Origin of the sequence: Sphingobium lignivorans (assembly GCF_014203955.1) — a bacterium.
In the GTDB taxonomy this organism is placed as follows: Bacteria; Pseudomonadota; Alphaproteobacteria; order Sphingomonadales; family Sphingomonadaceae; genus Sphingobium; species Sphingobium lignivorans.
In genome coordinates, this window is the sequence record NZ_JACHKA010000001.1 from 3976062 (window position 1) to 3989560 (window position 13499).

At 65.2% G+C, this 13499-nt stretch carries 12 protein-coding genes and 1 tRNA gene; 3 read left to right on the plus strand and 10 right to left on the minus strand.

From position 1 onward, the window contains the following. Positions 1-103: 103 nt before the first annotated feature. On the minus strand, positions 104-2779 hold the full coding sequence (gene acnA, locus HNP60_RS18530) for an aconitate hydratase AcnA (protein WP_184156429.1): 2676 nt from the start codon (positions 2777-2779) through the stop codon (positions 104-106). A 308-nt stretch (positions 2780-3087) separates the two neighbouring features. On the opposite strand from acnA, the gene HNP60_RS18535 reads away from it, so the two are divergent. After that, on the plus strand, positions 3088-4164 hold the full coding sequence (locus HNP60_RS18535; protein WP_184156431.1) for a helix-turn-helix domain-containing protein: 1077 nt from the start codon (positions 3088-3090) through the stop codon (positions 4162-4164). Positions 4165-4225: 61 nt separating this feature from the next. Continuing rightward, a tRNA-Val gene (locus HNP60_RS18540) sits at positions 4226-4301 on the plus strand. Between the two features lie 167 nt (positions 4302-4468). Here the strand turns inward: HNP60_RS18540 and HNP60_RS18545 are convergent. The 8 genes from HNP60_RS18545 to HNP60_RS18580 all read right to left on the minus strand — a co-directional run bounded on the left by HNP60_RS18545 (position 4469) and on the right by HNP60_RS18580 (position 11515). Further along, complete coding sequence (locus tag HNP60_RS18545; protein WP_184156433.1) at positions 4469-4870, minus strand: VOC family protein; 402 nt, start codon at positions 4868-4870, stop codon at positions 4469-4471. 170 nt (positions 4871-5040) lie between these two features. Continuing rightward, on the minus strand, positions 5041-5487 hold the full coding sequence (locus tag HNP60_RS18550) for a TonB family protein (protein WP_184156435.1): 447 nt from the start codon (positions 5485-5487) through the stop codon (positions 5041-5043). A 281-nt stretch (positions 5488-5768) separates the two neighbouring features. Then, positions 5769-7922 (minus strand): TonB-dependent receptor, encoded by a 2154-nt coding sequence (locus HNP60_RS18555; RefSeq protein WP_184156437.1) that lies wholly within the window; start codon positions 7920-7922, stop codon positions 5769-5771. A 139-nt stretch (positions 7923-8061) separates the two neighbouring features. Beyond that, positions 8062-8469, minus strand: coding sequence for a DUF2946 family protein (locus HNP60_RS18560; RefSeq protein ID WP_184156439.1), 408 nt, complete (start codon positions 8467-8469; stop codon positions 8062-8064). Continuing rightward, positions 8469-8615 (minus strand): hypothetical protein, encoded by a 147-nt coding sequence (locus HNP60_RS18565; protein WP_184156441.1) that lies wholly within the window; start codon positions 8613-8615, stop codon positions 8469-8471. The genes HNP60_RS18560 and HNP60_RS18565 overlap by 1 nt, the downstream gene beginning before the upstream one ends. Before the next feature lie 14 nt (positions 8616-8629). After that, positions 8630-9490 (minus strand): class III extradiol dioxygenase family protein, encoded by an 861-nt coding sequence (locus HNP60_RS18570; protein WP_184156443.1) that lies wholly within the window; start codon positions 9488-9490, stop codon positions 8630-8632. Position 9491: 1 nt separating this feature from the next. Beyond that, the gene (locus tag HNP60_RS18575; RefSeq protein ID WP_184156445.1) at positions 9492-9866 is read right to left on the minus strand and encodes a protocatechuate 4,5-dioxygenase subunit alpha; all 375 of its coding nucleotides are present in this window, start codon (positions 9864-9866) and stop codon (positions 9492-9494) included. Positions 9867-10054: 188 nt separating this feature from the next. Then, the gene (locus HNP60_RS18580; protein ID WP_184156447.1) at positions 10055-11515 is read right to left on the minus strand and encodes a lignostilbene-alpha,beta-dioxygenase I; all 1461 of its coding nucleotides are present in this window, start codon (positions 11513-11515) and stop codon (positions 10055-10057) included. A 204-nt stretch (positions 11516-11719) separates the two neighbouring features. On the opposite strand from HNP60_RS18580, the gene dinB reads away from it, so the two are divergent. Next, on the plus strand, positions 11720-12820 hold the full coding sequence (gene dinB, locus HNP60_RS18585) for a DNA polymerase IV (RefSeq protein WP_184156448.1): 1101 nt from the start codon (positions 11720-11722) through the stop codon (positions 12818-12820). A gap of 54 nt (positions 12821-12874) precedes the next feature. On the opposite strand, the gene HNP60_RS18590 is transcribed toward dinB, so the two are convergent. Further along, a complete protein-coding gene (locus HNP60_RS18590) occupies positions 12875-13465 on the minus strand; it encodes an ankyrin repeat domain-containing protein (protein WP_184157186.1) in 591 nt (196 codons plus the stop codon). Positions 13466-13499 lie beyond the last annotated feature (34 nt).

Below are 13499 nucleotides of genomic sequence, written 5' to 3' on the forward strand. Positions count from 1 at the left end.
ACCCTCGGCGTGCGGCTGCGAAAAAGGCCCGGCTGCACTGGGATATCATCCCTGGCACCGGGAGAGGAGCACGGGACGCCGCCGCGCGGCGCCCCGTTGCGGATCAGGCCGCGAGCTTCCTCAGAACATAAGGCAGGATGCCGCCGTTCAGGAAATAATCGAGTTCGTTCACGGTATCGATCCGGCAGAGCGCTTCGAAAGTGAAGGCAGTGCCGTCGGCGCGCTTCGCCTCGACGGTGACGATCTGGCGCGGCTTCAGGCCGCCGACATTGCGGATCGTGAAGCTCTCGTCGCCCGTCAGGCCCAGCGTCTCGCGATTGACGCCATCCGTGAACTGCAGCGGCAGCACGCCCATGCCGACCAGGTTCGACCGGTGGATCCGCTCGAAGCTCTCCGCGACGACGGCGCGCACGCCCAGCAGACGCGTGCCCTTGGCGGCCCAGTCACGCGACGAGCCGGTGCCATATTCCTTGCCGGCGATCACCACGAGCGGCGTGCCGTCGGCCTGATGCTTCATCGCGGCATCATAGATGGGCATCACCTCGCCCTTGTAGCTGGTCATGCCGCCCTCGACGCCATCCAGCATCAGGTTGCGGATACGAATATTGGCGAAGGTGCCGCGCATCATCACTTCATGATGGCCGCGGCGCGAGCCGTAGCTGTTGAAGTCGGCAGGCGCCACCTGACGCTCCTGCAGCCACTGGCCGGCGGGGCTGGAGGCCTTGATCGAGCCGGCCGGCGAAATATGGTCGGTCGTGATCGAATCCGCAAAGATGGCGAGCGGCCGGGCATCGAGAATGTCCGACACCGGGGCAGGCGTCATTTCCATGCCCTCGAAATAAGGCGGATTGGCAACATAAGTGCTGCCCGCGCGCCAGGCATAAGTGTCCGATCCCGTCACGTCGATCGCCTGCCAGCGATTGTCACCGGTGAAGACGCCGGCATAGCGGCTCTGGAACATCTCGCGGCTGATCGCGCCATCCATCACCGAGCGGATCTCGTCATTGCTCGGCCAGATGTCCTTGAGGAAGACGTCCTGCCCGTCCTTGCCGGTGCCGATCGGCGTCTCGACGAAATCGGTCGTGACGGTGCCCTTGAGCGCATAGGCGACGACCAGCGGCGGCGAGGCGAGGAAGTTCGCCCGCACGTCCGGCGAGACGCGGCCCTCGAAGTTGCGGTTGCCCGAGAGGACCGAGGCGGCGACGATATCATTGCCATTGATCGCCTTGCTGATCGGCTCGGCCAGCGGACCCGAATTGCCGATGCAGGTCGTGCAGCCATAGCCCACGAGGTTGAAGCCGACGGCATTCAGATAGTCCTGAAGACCGGCCTTCTCCAGATAATCGGTGACGACCTGGGAGCCGGGCGCCAGCGAGGTCTTCACCCAGGGCTTGGGCTTGAGGCCGAACTCGACCGCCTTCTTGGCGACGAGGCCGGCGGCGACCAGAACGCTCGGGTTGGAGGTGTTGGTGCAGCTGGTGATGGCCGCGATCACGACGTCGCCATCGCCGATGTCGTGATCCCTGTCCTCGACAGGCACCCGCACGGCCGCCGCCTTGTTGTAGACCCGGGAAAGATCGTCGTTGAAGACGTCATCCACCTTGGTCAGCACCACCTTGTCCTGCGGGCGCTTGGGGCCCGCGAGGCTCGGCGTCACGCTGCCCATGTCGAGCTCCAGCGTATCCGTGAAGATCGGATCGGCCGCTTCCGGATCGAGCCAGAAGCCCTGCGTCTTGGCATAGGCTTCCACGAGCGCGATCTGATCCTCGTCGCGACCGGTGAGGCGCATGTAATCGAGCGTCTTGCCGTCGATCGGGAAGAAACCGCAGGTCGCGCCATATTCCGGCGCCATGTTGGCGATGGTCGCGCGGTCCGCGAGGCTGAGCGAGGAAACGCCCGGCCCGAAGAATTCGACGAAGCGACCCACGACACCCTTGGCGCGCAGCATCTGGGTGACGGTGAGCACGAGATCGGTGGCCGTGATGCCCTCGGCCAGCGCGCCGGTCAGCTTGAAGCCGACGACTTCCGGGATGAGCATGGACACCGGCTGGCCGAGCATCGCCGCTTCCGCCTCGATGCCGCCGACGCCCCAGCCCAGCACGCCCAGGCCGTTGACCATCGTGGTGTGGCTGTCGGTTCCGACGCAGGTGTCGGGATAGGCCACGGTTTCGCCATTCGCGTCCACGCTGGTCCAGATCGCCTGCGCGATATGCTCCAGATTGACCTGGTGGCAGATGCCCGTGCCCGGCGGCACCACCTTGAAGTTGTCCAGCGCCTTGCTGCCCCATTTGAGGAATTCATAGCGCTCGGCGTTGCGCTGATATTCCAGCGCCACATTGTCCTCGAAGGCCTGCGGTGTGCCGAACTCGTCGACCATCACCGAGTGATCGATGACGAGATGGACCGGAACCTGCGGATTGATCTTGCTCGCGTCCGCGCCCAGCGCGTTCATCGCGTCGCGCATCGCCGCCAGATCGACCACGCAGGGCACGCCGGTGAAATCCTGCATCAGCACGCGGGCGGGCCGGTACTGGATCTCGCTGTCCGACGCGACCGGGTTCTTCTGCCAGTCGATGATGGCCTTCACGTCGTCGGTGGTGACGGTGACGCCATCCTCGAAGCGCAGCATGTTTTCCAGCAGGACCTTCATGGAGAAGGGAAGCCGCGAAACATCGCCGAAGCGAGCCGCCGCCTTCGACAGGGAATAATAGCCGTAGCGCTTGCCACCGACATCCAGCGTATCGCGCGTGCCAAGCGTGTCCTGTCCGGTCGCGGTCATCAGTTCTGTCTCCTCAATGTCTGTGTCGGACGCTCGGCGGAGGCGGGCTGAGCGGGCGGGCGAACGCCGGGCGCTGCGTCTTCACCGCTGGGCCATAGCGCTTCAAGGCAGTGTGTCAACGGGCGCCCGGACAAGGACGGCGGGCGCGGCGCGAGAGGAGCATTCCCGATATTCCTCCGGCATGGAGGAAGTTTCCGGCTCCGCTCCGGGTTCCGCATGAGCTTCCGCCAAAACGGATCAAACAGGGTTCAAAACTGGTTTTTTATGGTACATAAAGGAAACAAACCAAATACATCCGGAGGGTGAGAATGAGATCGGGCTTTGAGGTCGGCCAGCCGGGCGAGAGACTCCCGCTCGTGGCGAGCATCGGCAAGCCGGTAGCGCCAGCGGAAACGAATCGAAAAACCGCACTCGTGATCGGGACCGGCACAAGGGCGTGCGCCCTCGCGCGCGCGGCCAGCGGGGTGGGATTTGGCTGCACCGAGCCGGAAGAACCCCGGCATGCGCTCGCGCGGCTGGAGAAAACGGCCCGGCTCGATCTTCTATGCCTGGACGCGCGCGGCTTCGAGGCGGCGGCACTTCTGGATTGCGGGATGGCGGCGGACCTGCTTGACCATGTGCGACGCATGCAGGCCCGGCTGGTGGTCATCACGGATCTTGCCGGTATCGATCCCCTTCTCGCGGCGCTCGATGAGGGCGATACCGAGTTCCTGTGCGAGCCGGAAGATGCCGACATCGCCGCGCTTCTTGTTCTGGCGACCACGCGCGCGACGCAGCCGCGCCGCGGCGGGTTCTGCGACTCGACGGGACAGAGCGAGAAGATGCGCCTCGAAGAACTCAGCGAGGAAGTGCGACGCCTCACGGCGACCATCGAACGCCTCACCGGACGACACAGGGCTGCTTCTGAAGAGGGATCGCCAGACCGGTTCGCGGGACTCCGGACGGCACGGACGGTGCCGAGCATGCCGGCTCATTTTCCGGCGGGCGGCGCGCCGGGCCGATCGACGCAGACCCCTGATGAAACCTCGCCGAGCCATGCGGAATTGCGTGCGCTGGTGCGGGCGCGGCGGATGCGCGACCAGTTCCTCCCGGCCGACCTGTTCGGCGAACCGGCATGGGACATGATCCTCGATCTCATGGCCGCCCGGACGGCCGGGCAGCGCGTGTCCGTATCCAGCCTCTGCATCGCGGCCGCCGTTCCGCCCACGACGGCGCTCCGCTGGATACGCCACCTCACGGACCGGGGCATCTTCATCCGCATCGACGATCCCATGGATCGCCGGCGCGTGTTCATAGAACTCAGCGAGTCGGCCGCCGAGGCTGTCAGCGCCTGGGCACTTTCGGTACGCAAGAAAGGTGGCTTGCTTGCCCCGGGGTTTCACTGAGCGCCACGCTTGACCGGCGCCCCGATCGCCGCGATAGGGGCGGTGACCCGGACGAAGACGGGGGCGATTAGCTCAGTTGGTAGAGCGTCTCGTTTACACCGAGAATGTCGGCGGTTCGAGCCCGTCATCGCCCACCATTCCTATCCGCCGCGTGTCGCCGCTCACACCGCGCGGCCGAGGGGCGCGAGGCGTCCGACAATCTCCATCACCTCCGTTCTGTAGGCTCCTGGCAGCCATGGTCTGGCCGCGCCTTGATGAGCATCCAATGCTTCCCTTCCGGGCGCACGCCGGGGCCATCATCGTGTCAGCTTTCATGCTGCCAGCTCTTGAAGACGAATTCGAGGCTGTAGCCATCCGGGTCTGCGACCTGCGCCGCGAAATAGCGAGGATCATAATGGAGCTGCGGGCCGGGTGCATGGATCTCCGATGCGCCGGCCGCCAGAGCCTCGGCATAAGCGGCCTGCACCATCGCTTCGGATCCGGCCACGAAGCCGACATGGACGGCGCCGGGCGCCGCCGCACCCTCCCGCAGCCAGAAGAACATGCGGCCCCTGGCACCGAAGCCCTTGAGATCCGGATGCCCGGCCGGGCCAGCCTTGCCATCATAATCGAGACGCGCGGTGATGCCGAGGACGGGAAGCACCCTCTCGTAAAAGACGAGCGAACGATGGATGTCGCTCACGGTGAGGAAGATGTGATCGAGCATGACGTCTCCCGGGAGGAATGTTGGCGCCGGCCATCCAGATGGTCCGCGCCCTGATCGGCTGATTTTCCTGCGCCTGCAAGCGGGCCAGCTAGCCGGCGAGCACCGCCTCGGACCTCGCTTCATCTCGTCCCTACCCCTCTGCGAAGGACTGCCTGCGCGGGAGATATGCTTCAATCGTGGCGTTCCCGGCCGAACGTGACAGGCACTTCGAACTGAAGCGCATCTTCCGCCAGTTCCTCTGGCGGCGCCGGAAAGGGACTGGCCTGCCGGACGGCCCGCAAGGCGATACCGTCGAGAAGCATGAGCCCGCTCGATTTGGTGACCTCGCACGAAATCAGCGCGCCGCCATGATCGAGTTGGAACCGGACTCGCACCGTACCCGCCATGCGCGTGGCGCGCGGGCGATGCGCCGCGATCTGCGCCCAGAGAATTTGCTGATAGGCTTGGAGGCGCGACGGCTCATCGGGGCGCTTCCTCTCGTCCAGCGGTGCCGCAGCCGGCGCGGACGCCGTCAGCGGGGCCGGCACCAAAACCGCCGGCGCACCGACGGTGAGGAGCGGCGCTGATCCCTCGACCGATCCGGCAGGCGGCTTCGCTTTGTCGCCGTGCAACGGCACCAACGATCTCTTGGCTCGGGGGAGCGCTTCGTCTCGCGCTCTCTCGACGTGCCTCGTCTCGTGGCGAGGCAAGGGCTCCGCCGGCCGCGGCAGGGCAAAGACCCTGATAGCCTCTCCGCCTGACGCCCCCGGCCGCGACGAAGGCGCCAGCAGGAAAAGAAGCGCGACGAACCCATGCACGGCAAGGGCCGCAAACATGGCGGCCGCCCGGCCCCCGCCCCGCCCGCCGAGCATCCGGCGAGCCGATCTGGCGGGCAGGGAAGGACCGGGCGGCACCATCGTCAGAAGCGCGTCGAGAGCCCGATGTTGAACGATCGTCCCCGTCCGGGCACCGGGCGCAATGGTCCTCCGGCGATATAGTCTCCCAGCGAGAGACCGCCGAGCGGCAGAGCATAGCCCGCGTCGAACAGATTCTCCGCCTCGACGCTCAGCCGCACCGCGCCCACCGTGTAGGCGACACGTGCCGTCACCAGAGCATAATCGTCGGTGCGCGGCTCGTTGCGCGTGATGTCCACCCGCTTCTTCTCCGCGACCCAGTCCAGGTCCACACCTGCCTCGAACGCACCCTGGCGATGCTCGAGGCCCATCTTCAGGTTGAGCGGCATCTGGCGATAGAGCACGCCGCCGTCCGAGAGATTGTCTCCATGGACATAGCTGAGCGCGAAGGTCATCGCGGTGCCATCGGTCCCCTGGCCTTCCCGCAGGCGGACCATGCCGGACACGTCGATGCCGTAGAACTCGGCCTTCTGGTTCACGAAGCCCAGCTGCACGAAGCCGCTCGGCATGCCCATCATGTCCGTGAAGGCCTTGATCGGGGTGGCATCGATATAGTCGTCGACATGGGTATAATAGGGCGCGACCTTGAGCGACCAGCCCGCCTGCCTGTCCTCCAGCGCGAGCGCGGCGCTCACGGTGTCGGCGCGTTCGGGCTTGAGATCCATGTTGCCGACATAGCCATTGCCGTCGCCATACCAGCCGATCATCCGGCTCGACATGGAGCCACGGCCCCATGCATAGCGCTCGTAGAGATTGGGCGAGCGAACCTTGTGCGCATAGCCCAGTTCGAGCGCCACCAGATCGCTCGGCGCATAGCTGACCAGGGCCGATGCGCTCCAGTTATTGTCGGTTCGCTTGCGGTCGCGGGCATTGAACGCGTTCGCCGCCATGGCGTCGTCCATGTTCATCATGCTGGTCGAATAGGGCTGCACGTCGCCCGTATTCATGCTCACGCGATCGTACCGGACGCCGAAGAGCGTCGAGAGGGCTTCCGACCAGTGCCGCTCCCATTCACCGAAGGCGCCGATCCGGTCCCGATGAGCGGCATTCACGTTGATGTAGCGGTTCGGCCCCATCATCATGCTGCCCGCAACCGGCGGCCAATAGTCGTCCAGCCACTGATGGTGGAACTCGGCACCGGCGCGGACGCTGTCCCGCGTGGAAACAGGCATATCGATCTTCAGCGCGGTGCTTGCGGAATGCACCTGCGTGTTCATCGGCATGCCCCCGTCGGCCGTGCCGCCCTTGTCGGCAAGGAAGTTCATCTCATGATCGGTGTCGCGATAGTCGGCCCGAAAATCGACCGAGCCCCAGTCGAAGCTGCCCTGATAGCGCCCGCTCAGGAACCAGCTCTTGTTGGAGGTCATGTCCATGTACTGGTTGGGAAACCCCTCATAGGGGGAAAAATGATAGCCGCCCTTCAGCTCGAAGAGGCCGGCCATGGATTGCCAGGCAAGCGCCAGCGCATGATCCGTCTTGGCATATTCGGTGGAGCGCACGGTCCCCTTGCCGTCCCCGCCGGCATAATTGCCCGCTTCGGTATAGGAGCCGGTATAGGTGGCACTCAGCGTTCGTCCCGCGACGGTGAGCGTCGTGCCGCCGCCAAAGCCATCGCCATTGGACCGGTAGAAGGCCGAGGCCTCGCCCGTGACGAGCAGGGCGCCGTCCGTGGCGAAACGCGGCGCCGGACCGCTCACGCTGATGACGCCGCCGATGCTGTCACCGCCCATGCTGACCGGGGACACGCCGGTGATGACCTGAATGGCATTCACCGTTTGCGGATCGGTGTAGGAGAGCGGCGTGTTCATGTCATTGGGGCAGGCCATGTCGATGGGCGTGCCGTCGACAAGGATCGTGAAGCGCTGTTCGGAAAGACCGCGCAGCACCGGCATGGCCGAAAAGCCGCCGCCTGTGTTCGCGCTGACGCCCGGCAGGCGCGTGAGCAGGCCCGCGACGTCACTGGACTGGCTTTGCAGCCTGCGCAGCCGGTCCCGCGAAACCGTCTCGCTGGCGAGGGGCGCGGTCGCGATCGTGGCGGGGCCGGGGGCGCCCTCCACCTCGACAGGGGGCAGTTCATGCACAGGCTGGGCGAAGAGGGGCGTGCCTGTGCAGGCGGACGTAAGAAGGGCAAGGCGCAGCGCGCCGGAAGCGATGGTCATGTATCGGACTTTCCAATGAATGCAGGTTTCCAGACGCCGGGAGGCAGCCAGATCGGCCGCGCCCGGCGGGAATGGTGACGCGGCGCCAGTGCCGGACGTTCGGCGGCTGGCGACTTCAGGTCACGTCATCGATGCTTCATCAGGAAAGGGGAGGCCCCCGGAGGGGTGGACGCAGGAAGGGAGTCCGCCCCCGCGAGGCCGGACGCACCGGCACAAAGCCGGACACCAGGATGAACAGGGCCGCTGCCGCTGCGATGGGCGCATCGATCGCACCCCAGGCCCCCATGCCGAGCGACGTGAACGGGCAATGCTGGTCCGGCTCGTCGCGATCGCCCGACTTTCCCGGCGCGCTTTCCATCGGGATGGCGATCTGGGCCGTCCTGTGAGTCGCGCCGTCGAAGCAGAGCTGAACCGTCAGGTAGCGGGTTTCAGCCTCCCGGCCGAGCATGAAGCCTTGCGGGATCAGCAGCTTCACGCCCAGGGCGAGCGCGAACAGCCATATGACTGCGACGCGATTGGCTCGCCAGAAGGAACGGATAGCGCTCATCACATGCGCTCATAGCGCTGCGACAGGATCGCGCAATCGCTGCTGGCGACGGCAGCGAACAGATCGGCGCCACATGCCGGGCGACATGCCTTGTCGCCGCAATCATCAGGGCCCGCCGCGCCACGATCGGCACGGCGGGCCCTCATGGCATTCCCGTCCCTCAGGCGACGCGGCTGAGCGCTTGCCCGGCTTCCAGCAGCATGGTGGCGGCTGCGGTGTTGGAAATGGGGATATGATAATTGCGGCTCACTTCATGGACATGCGGCCCCATGGCGCCCCGCGCGGCGATCCAGTTGACGATCTCGATGCCCTGGCTGCCGGCCAGTTCCACGATGTCCACCGCGCTGTGCGTGGTGAGCGCGTCCGGGTCGGCGCCCAGATTGTCCATGCAGAACCGGTCATAATCCTTGTTGATGAAGCCGGCCCGCTCGCCATCGAGCTGATGCGAGAGGCCGCCGGTGCCGAAAATGACGACCCGCTCCGCGCCTTCCCATGTGAGCAGCGCCTCGTGCACGGCCCGCCCCAGCGCGAGACAGCGCTTGGGGCTCGGCAACGGGTGCTGCACCGTGTTGATTGCGATGGGGACGATCTTCACCGGCCGGTTGTCGGCCCCCGGCCAGGACAGGGCGAGCGGCACGGTGAGCGCATGGTCCACCGTCATGTCCTGACACATGGTGATGTCGAACTCGCTGTTCACCAGATGCTCGATGATATGCCAGGAAAGCGCCTGCGCGCCCGGGAAAGGCTTCATCACCGGCAGGCCCCAGCCCTCGTCGGCATTGTGATATTCGGCTGCGGCGCCCACCGCGAAGGTCGGCATCTTGTCCAGGAAGAAGTTCAGGCCATGGTCGTTGTAGAAGATCACGGCCACGTCCGGCCGCGCGCCTGCCAGCCAGCGATGGATGGGGTGGAAGCCATCGAAAAAGGGCTTCCAGTAGGGATCATCCTGCAATCCCCGGGCGATCGCCCCGCCGATCGCGGGCACATGGCTGGTGAAGATGCCGCCGACGATGTGGGCCATCTCAGTTCTCCGCTTCCTGAAGGAGTTTTTGCTTGAACGCCTCGACCGTCATGCCGGTCTGCTGCGCGCCCACATCCTGCACATTGAGACCGAAGATGCCGGCCAGCTTGGCGAGATAGTAGATGTTGCCGCCCGCCGCGATCATGGCGAGCACATCGCGCGCGGCGACGGCGTCGCGCTGCGCGGGCGTCAGGCCGAAGCGCGCGCAATAGGCATCCTCATCGGCGCGGAAGGCCTCGCGGTTCGCCGCGTCGTTGAAGGAATAGCACATGGCGTTGAGGGCATAGCCGCGCGAAGCGGCATCGCCGTCGAACAAAGGCGTGCCCGGAATGGTCCGGCTTCGCTTCGTCGAAGCGGTGTCGACCGTCATGTTCATGAAACGCATCCTTCTGCAAACTCTCCCGGTCGAGGATCGGCCAAAACGCTGCTGTCGCATTGACGTGAATCAAATGACGATCATTCATCAACTTGCCCGGAATAGACGTACGCCAGAAGGGAGCCGCGCACTCTGGCACAGCCCCGCTTCTGGCCGGGATGGACTCGTTTCTGGCGAAGATGGAGGCGTCAGGCGGCGACGGCCAGCCGGCTTGCGTCGGCCCAGTTCCCATGGAGACCCTGCCGGATGCGCACCGGCAGCTTCGCGCGCGCGATGGGGCCCTGATCGACATGCTGCGCGTCGAAAATCGCCAGATCGCTGTAGTTGGCGACATGATCGTCCACGAGCGCGATCACATAGCCGTCACCTTCCGGCGCATCGGGGCTGCGGGGAATGAAGCAGGGCTCCTGGATCGCGCAGCGGGGCCCGGCCCACCAGCTGCTCGACTTGCCCGTCGCCAGATCGATATGCCCCAGCGTATTGGTGAGCGCATAGAAGGCGCCGCCCGGGCCCTCATAAGGCTTCTCCGTATCCAGGATGAGCATCCAGCCATGGCGATAGGCCTGGGTCGCATAGCGCTCGTCGATGCGGGGAAATTCGTCTGGCCGGTCGAACAGCCGCTCGGTCTTCTCGAAACTGTCGCCGTTCGAGGCCATGTCCACCGTCCAGCGGGTGAGAAAGCCCTGCCCGGCAACGGGATCGAAGGGGGCGCCATGCACATCCGGAAAGAAGGGGAAGCTGTTGTTCCACGAGACGGGCATGTCGATGTGCACTTTCGTGCCATCGTTGAACGCGTTCATCACATGGCCGACGAAACAGTTGCCGGTCTTGAACCAGCGCAGGTCCCGCGCGTCCCCGTTACGCGGCAGAATGCCCAGATAGCAGGGAAGCGTGGTGTCGAAGCCGAAGAAGGGCAGGCGCTGCTTCAGCCGGTCCCATGAACTGAGCAGGGGCATGACGGCGAAGACGGCATAATCCTCGGTCACCCCGAAGTCATGCATCATGCAGTAATAGGGGTTCTGGAATTGTATCTCCTTCAGAAGCTCTCCCGTCGGGCTGATCTCGATATAAGCCATGTCCAGCGTCATCAGCCCCTTGGCGCCATAAGCGAAGGCGCAAAGATTGCCGGTGACGGGATCGATCTTGGGATGCGCGCAGAAGGTCTGGCTCTTCAGCTTGCCGTCGAAATTGGTGTAGCCCTCGGTCTCCAGCGTCAGCGGGTCCATGATGAGGCACGGGCTGTCCTCCTTCATGGCGTAGAGCTTGCCGGCATGGACCATCACATTGGTGTTGGCAGTGCCCCGGATCATCCCCTGGACGCTCGCATCGTCCGTCAGCGGATTGCGATAGGCGCCGAACAGCGACTTGCCGGCCTTGCGCTCCACTTTCCACTTGTCCGTCTGGGCGTAGCGCTGGCGGAAATCGATCTTGCCGTCGTGAAAGCGGAACAGGCTCACCATGCCGTCCCCGTTGAAGAACTGGTCGTCCTCGAAGCGGGGCGGGAATTGCGCATCGGGATGCACCCGGTGGAAGGTCCCGTTCAGCTGCGGGGGCACTTCACCCTCGATCTCGATGTCCAGAATGTCGCCTTCGATCCGGAGCGGTCGAAGTGTCCCGGAAAAGCCGGGTGTCTGCGGGAAATGGGCCATGCATCCTCTCCATGCGTGAGCCACCAGTCTAGGGCTCGCGGGGCGGGCGCTCTTGATCTCGATCAATCCAAGAGAGCCCGCGCGCATGCGGCCGCACTGCCGGTGCCACGATGCACCGCGCCTCGGGCAATCCGCTCTAAATTTGGGAAACGTGCATCATTGTTCCCCTTTCGTTCGAACAGTTGCCGTGGCATAACGCGCCGCATGGAGGCGGCACCGGTCCAGCATCGCAAGATCATCCATGTCGACATGGACGCTTTCTATGCGTCGGTGGAGCAACGCGATGACCCGTCCCTTCGCGGCAAGCCCATCGCTGTGGGCGGGGGCGGCCCGCGCGGCGTCGTGGCCGCGGCGAGCTACGAGGCGCGTGTGTTCGGCGTGCGTTCGGCCATGCCGGGCGGACAGGCACGGCGCCTGTGCCCCGAGCTCGTCTTCGTGCGTGCCCGTTTCGATGCCTATCGCGCGGTATCCCAGCAGATTCGCGGCATTTTCGAGCGGTTCACGGATGTGATCCAGCCGCTCTCGCTGGACGAAGCCTATCTGGACGTCACGCAGAACAAGCTCGGGATCGTCGCGGCGACCTATGTCGCGCAGGAGATCCGCCGCCTCATTCGCGAAGAGACCGGGCTCACGGCATCCGCCGGCGTTTCCTGCAACAAGCTCATCGCCAAGCTCGCGTCGGACCAGAACAAGCCGGACGGCCTGTGCATCGTGAAGCCGGAAGAGGCGGAAGCCTTCATGGCGGCCATGCCGGTCGGGCGTATCCATGGCATCGGCCCCGTGACCGCGCGCCGCATGGCGACGCTCGGCATTCACAGCGGCGCCGATCTCAAGGCCTGGCCGCTACCCGCCCTTCAGCGCCATTTCGGCAAGTCAGCCACTTTCTATCATGATGCCGCGCGTGGCATCGACGATCGTCCGGTGCGGGATCGCGAGACGCGCAAGTCGATCAGCGTGGAAGATACGTTCGAAAGCGATATCGGCGCCGAGGGCCAGTTGCTGGCGGAACTGGAGAAGATCGCCGCCCGTCTGTGGACGCGCGTCATCGCGGCGCGCGCGCTCGGCCGGACCGTGACACTCAAGATCAAGCTCGGCGACTTCCGGATTCTCACCCGCTCGCGCACGCTACCCGCGCCGCCCGTCAATGCAGAGGACCTGTACGCGATCGGCACGGAACTGTTGCGCGCGCAGCTTCCCTTGCCGATCGGCGCGCGGCTGCTGGGGCTCGGCCTGTCCAATCTGGTCGACCCGTCGGCCGAAGAGGATGAGCAGGAGCAGGTCCAGCTCAGGCTTGCCTTCGGTTGATCATGCCGTGGGTGAGATAGCGGTCCCGTCAGCCCGACGGACCGGATGCCTGGCTTAAAGCGAAGGCCCCTGCACGGCCTTGTCCTTCGGCGCACTCTGCTTGGCGGTCAGCGCCTCGATCAAGCCGCCCACGGGCGGGCCGGCCTTGGCGTAATCGAGCGCGGACATGCCTGCCAGCGCATCGCGGCGATTGGGGTCCGCGCCATTGTTCATCAACAGTCTCACCATCTCCAGGTCGCGCATGTGGACGGCCCGGATCAGCGGCGTCTCGCCACTGCCGTTGGGCTGGTTGGGATTGGCCTTCTGCGCGAGCAGGCGCTGGGCGCCCTCGATGAAGCGCTTCTCCACCGCCAGCATCAGCGGGCTTCGTCCCGAATTGTCAGTGAGATCGGGCCGTGCTCCGCGGGCCAGCAGATAATTGGTCATGGTGAGATCGCGACGACCGATGGTAATGAGCAACGCCGTTTCGCCGTTCGTCTTGTCCTTGGTGTTGACCAGCGTGACGCCGGGCTGCTCCAGAAATTCCAGGATCTTGCTGTTGTCGGACTTCCGCACGGCCTCAAGAAACTTGTAGCTGTCCGAGAACTGCGCCGCAGCCGGCTGCGCGACGAGCAGGAGGCCGATCAGCGCCGCCAGCGCGGCCATGGCCCGTCGGGCCAGCGGACGCATCGTCAGGTCA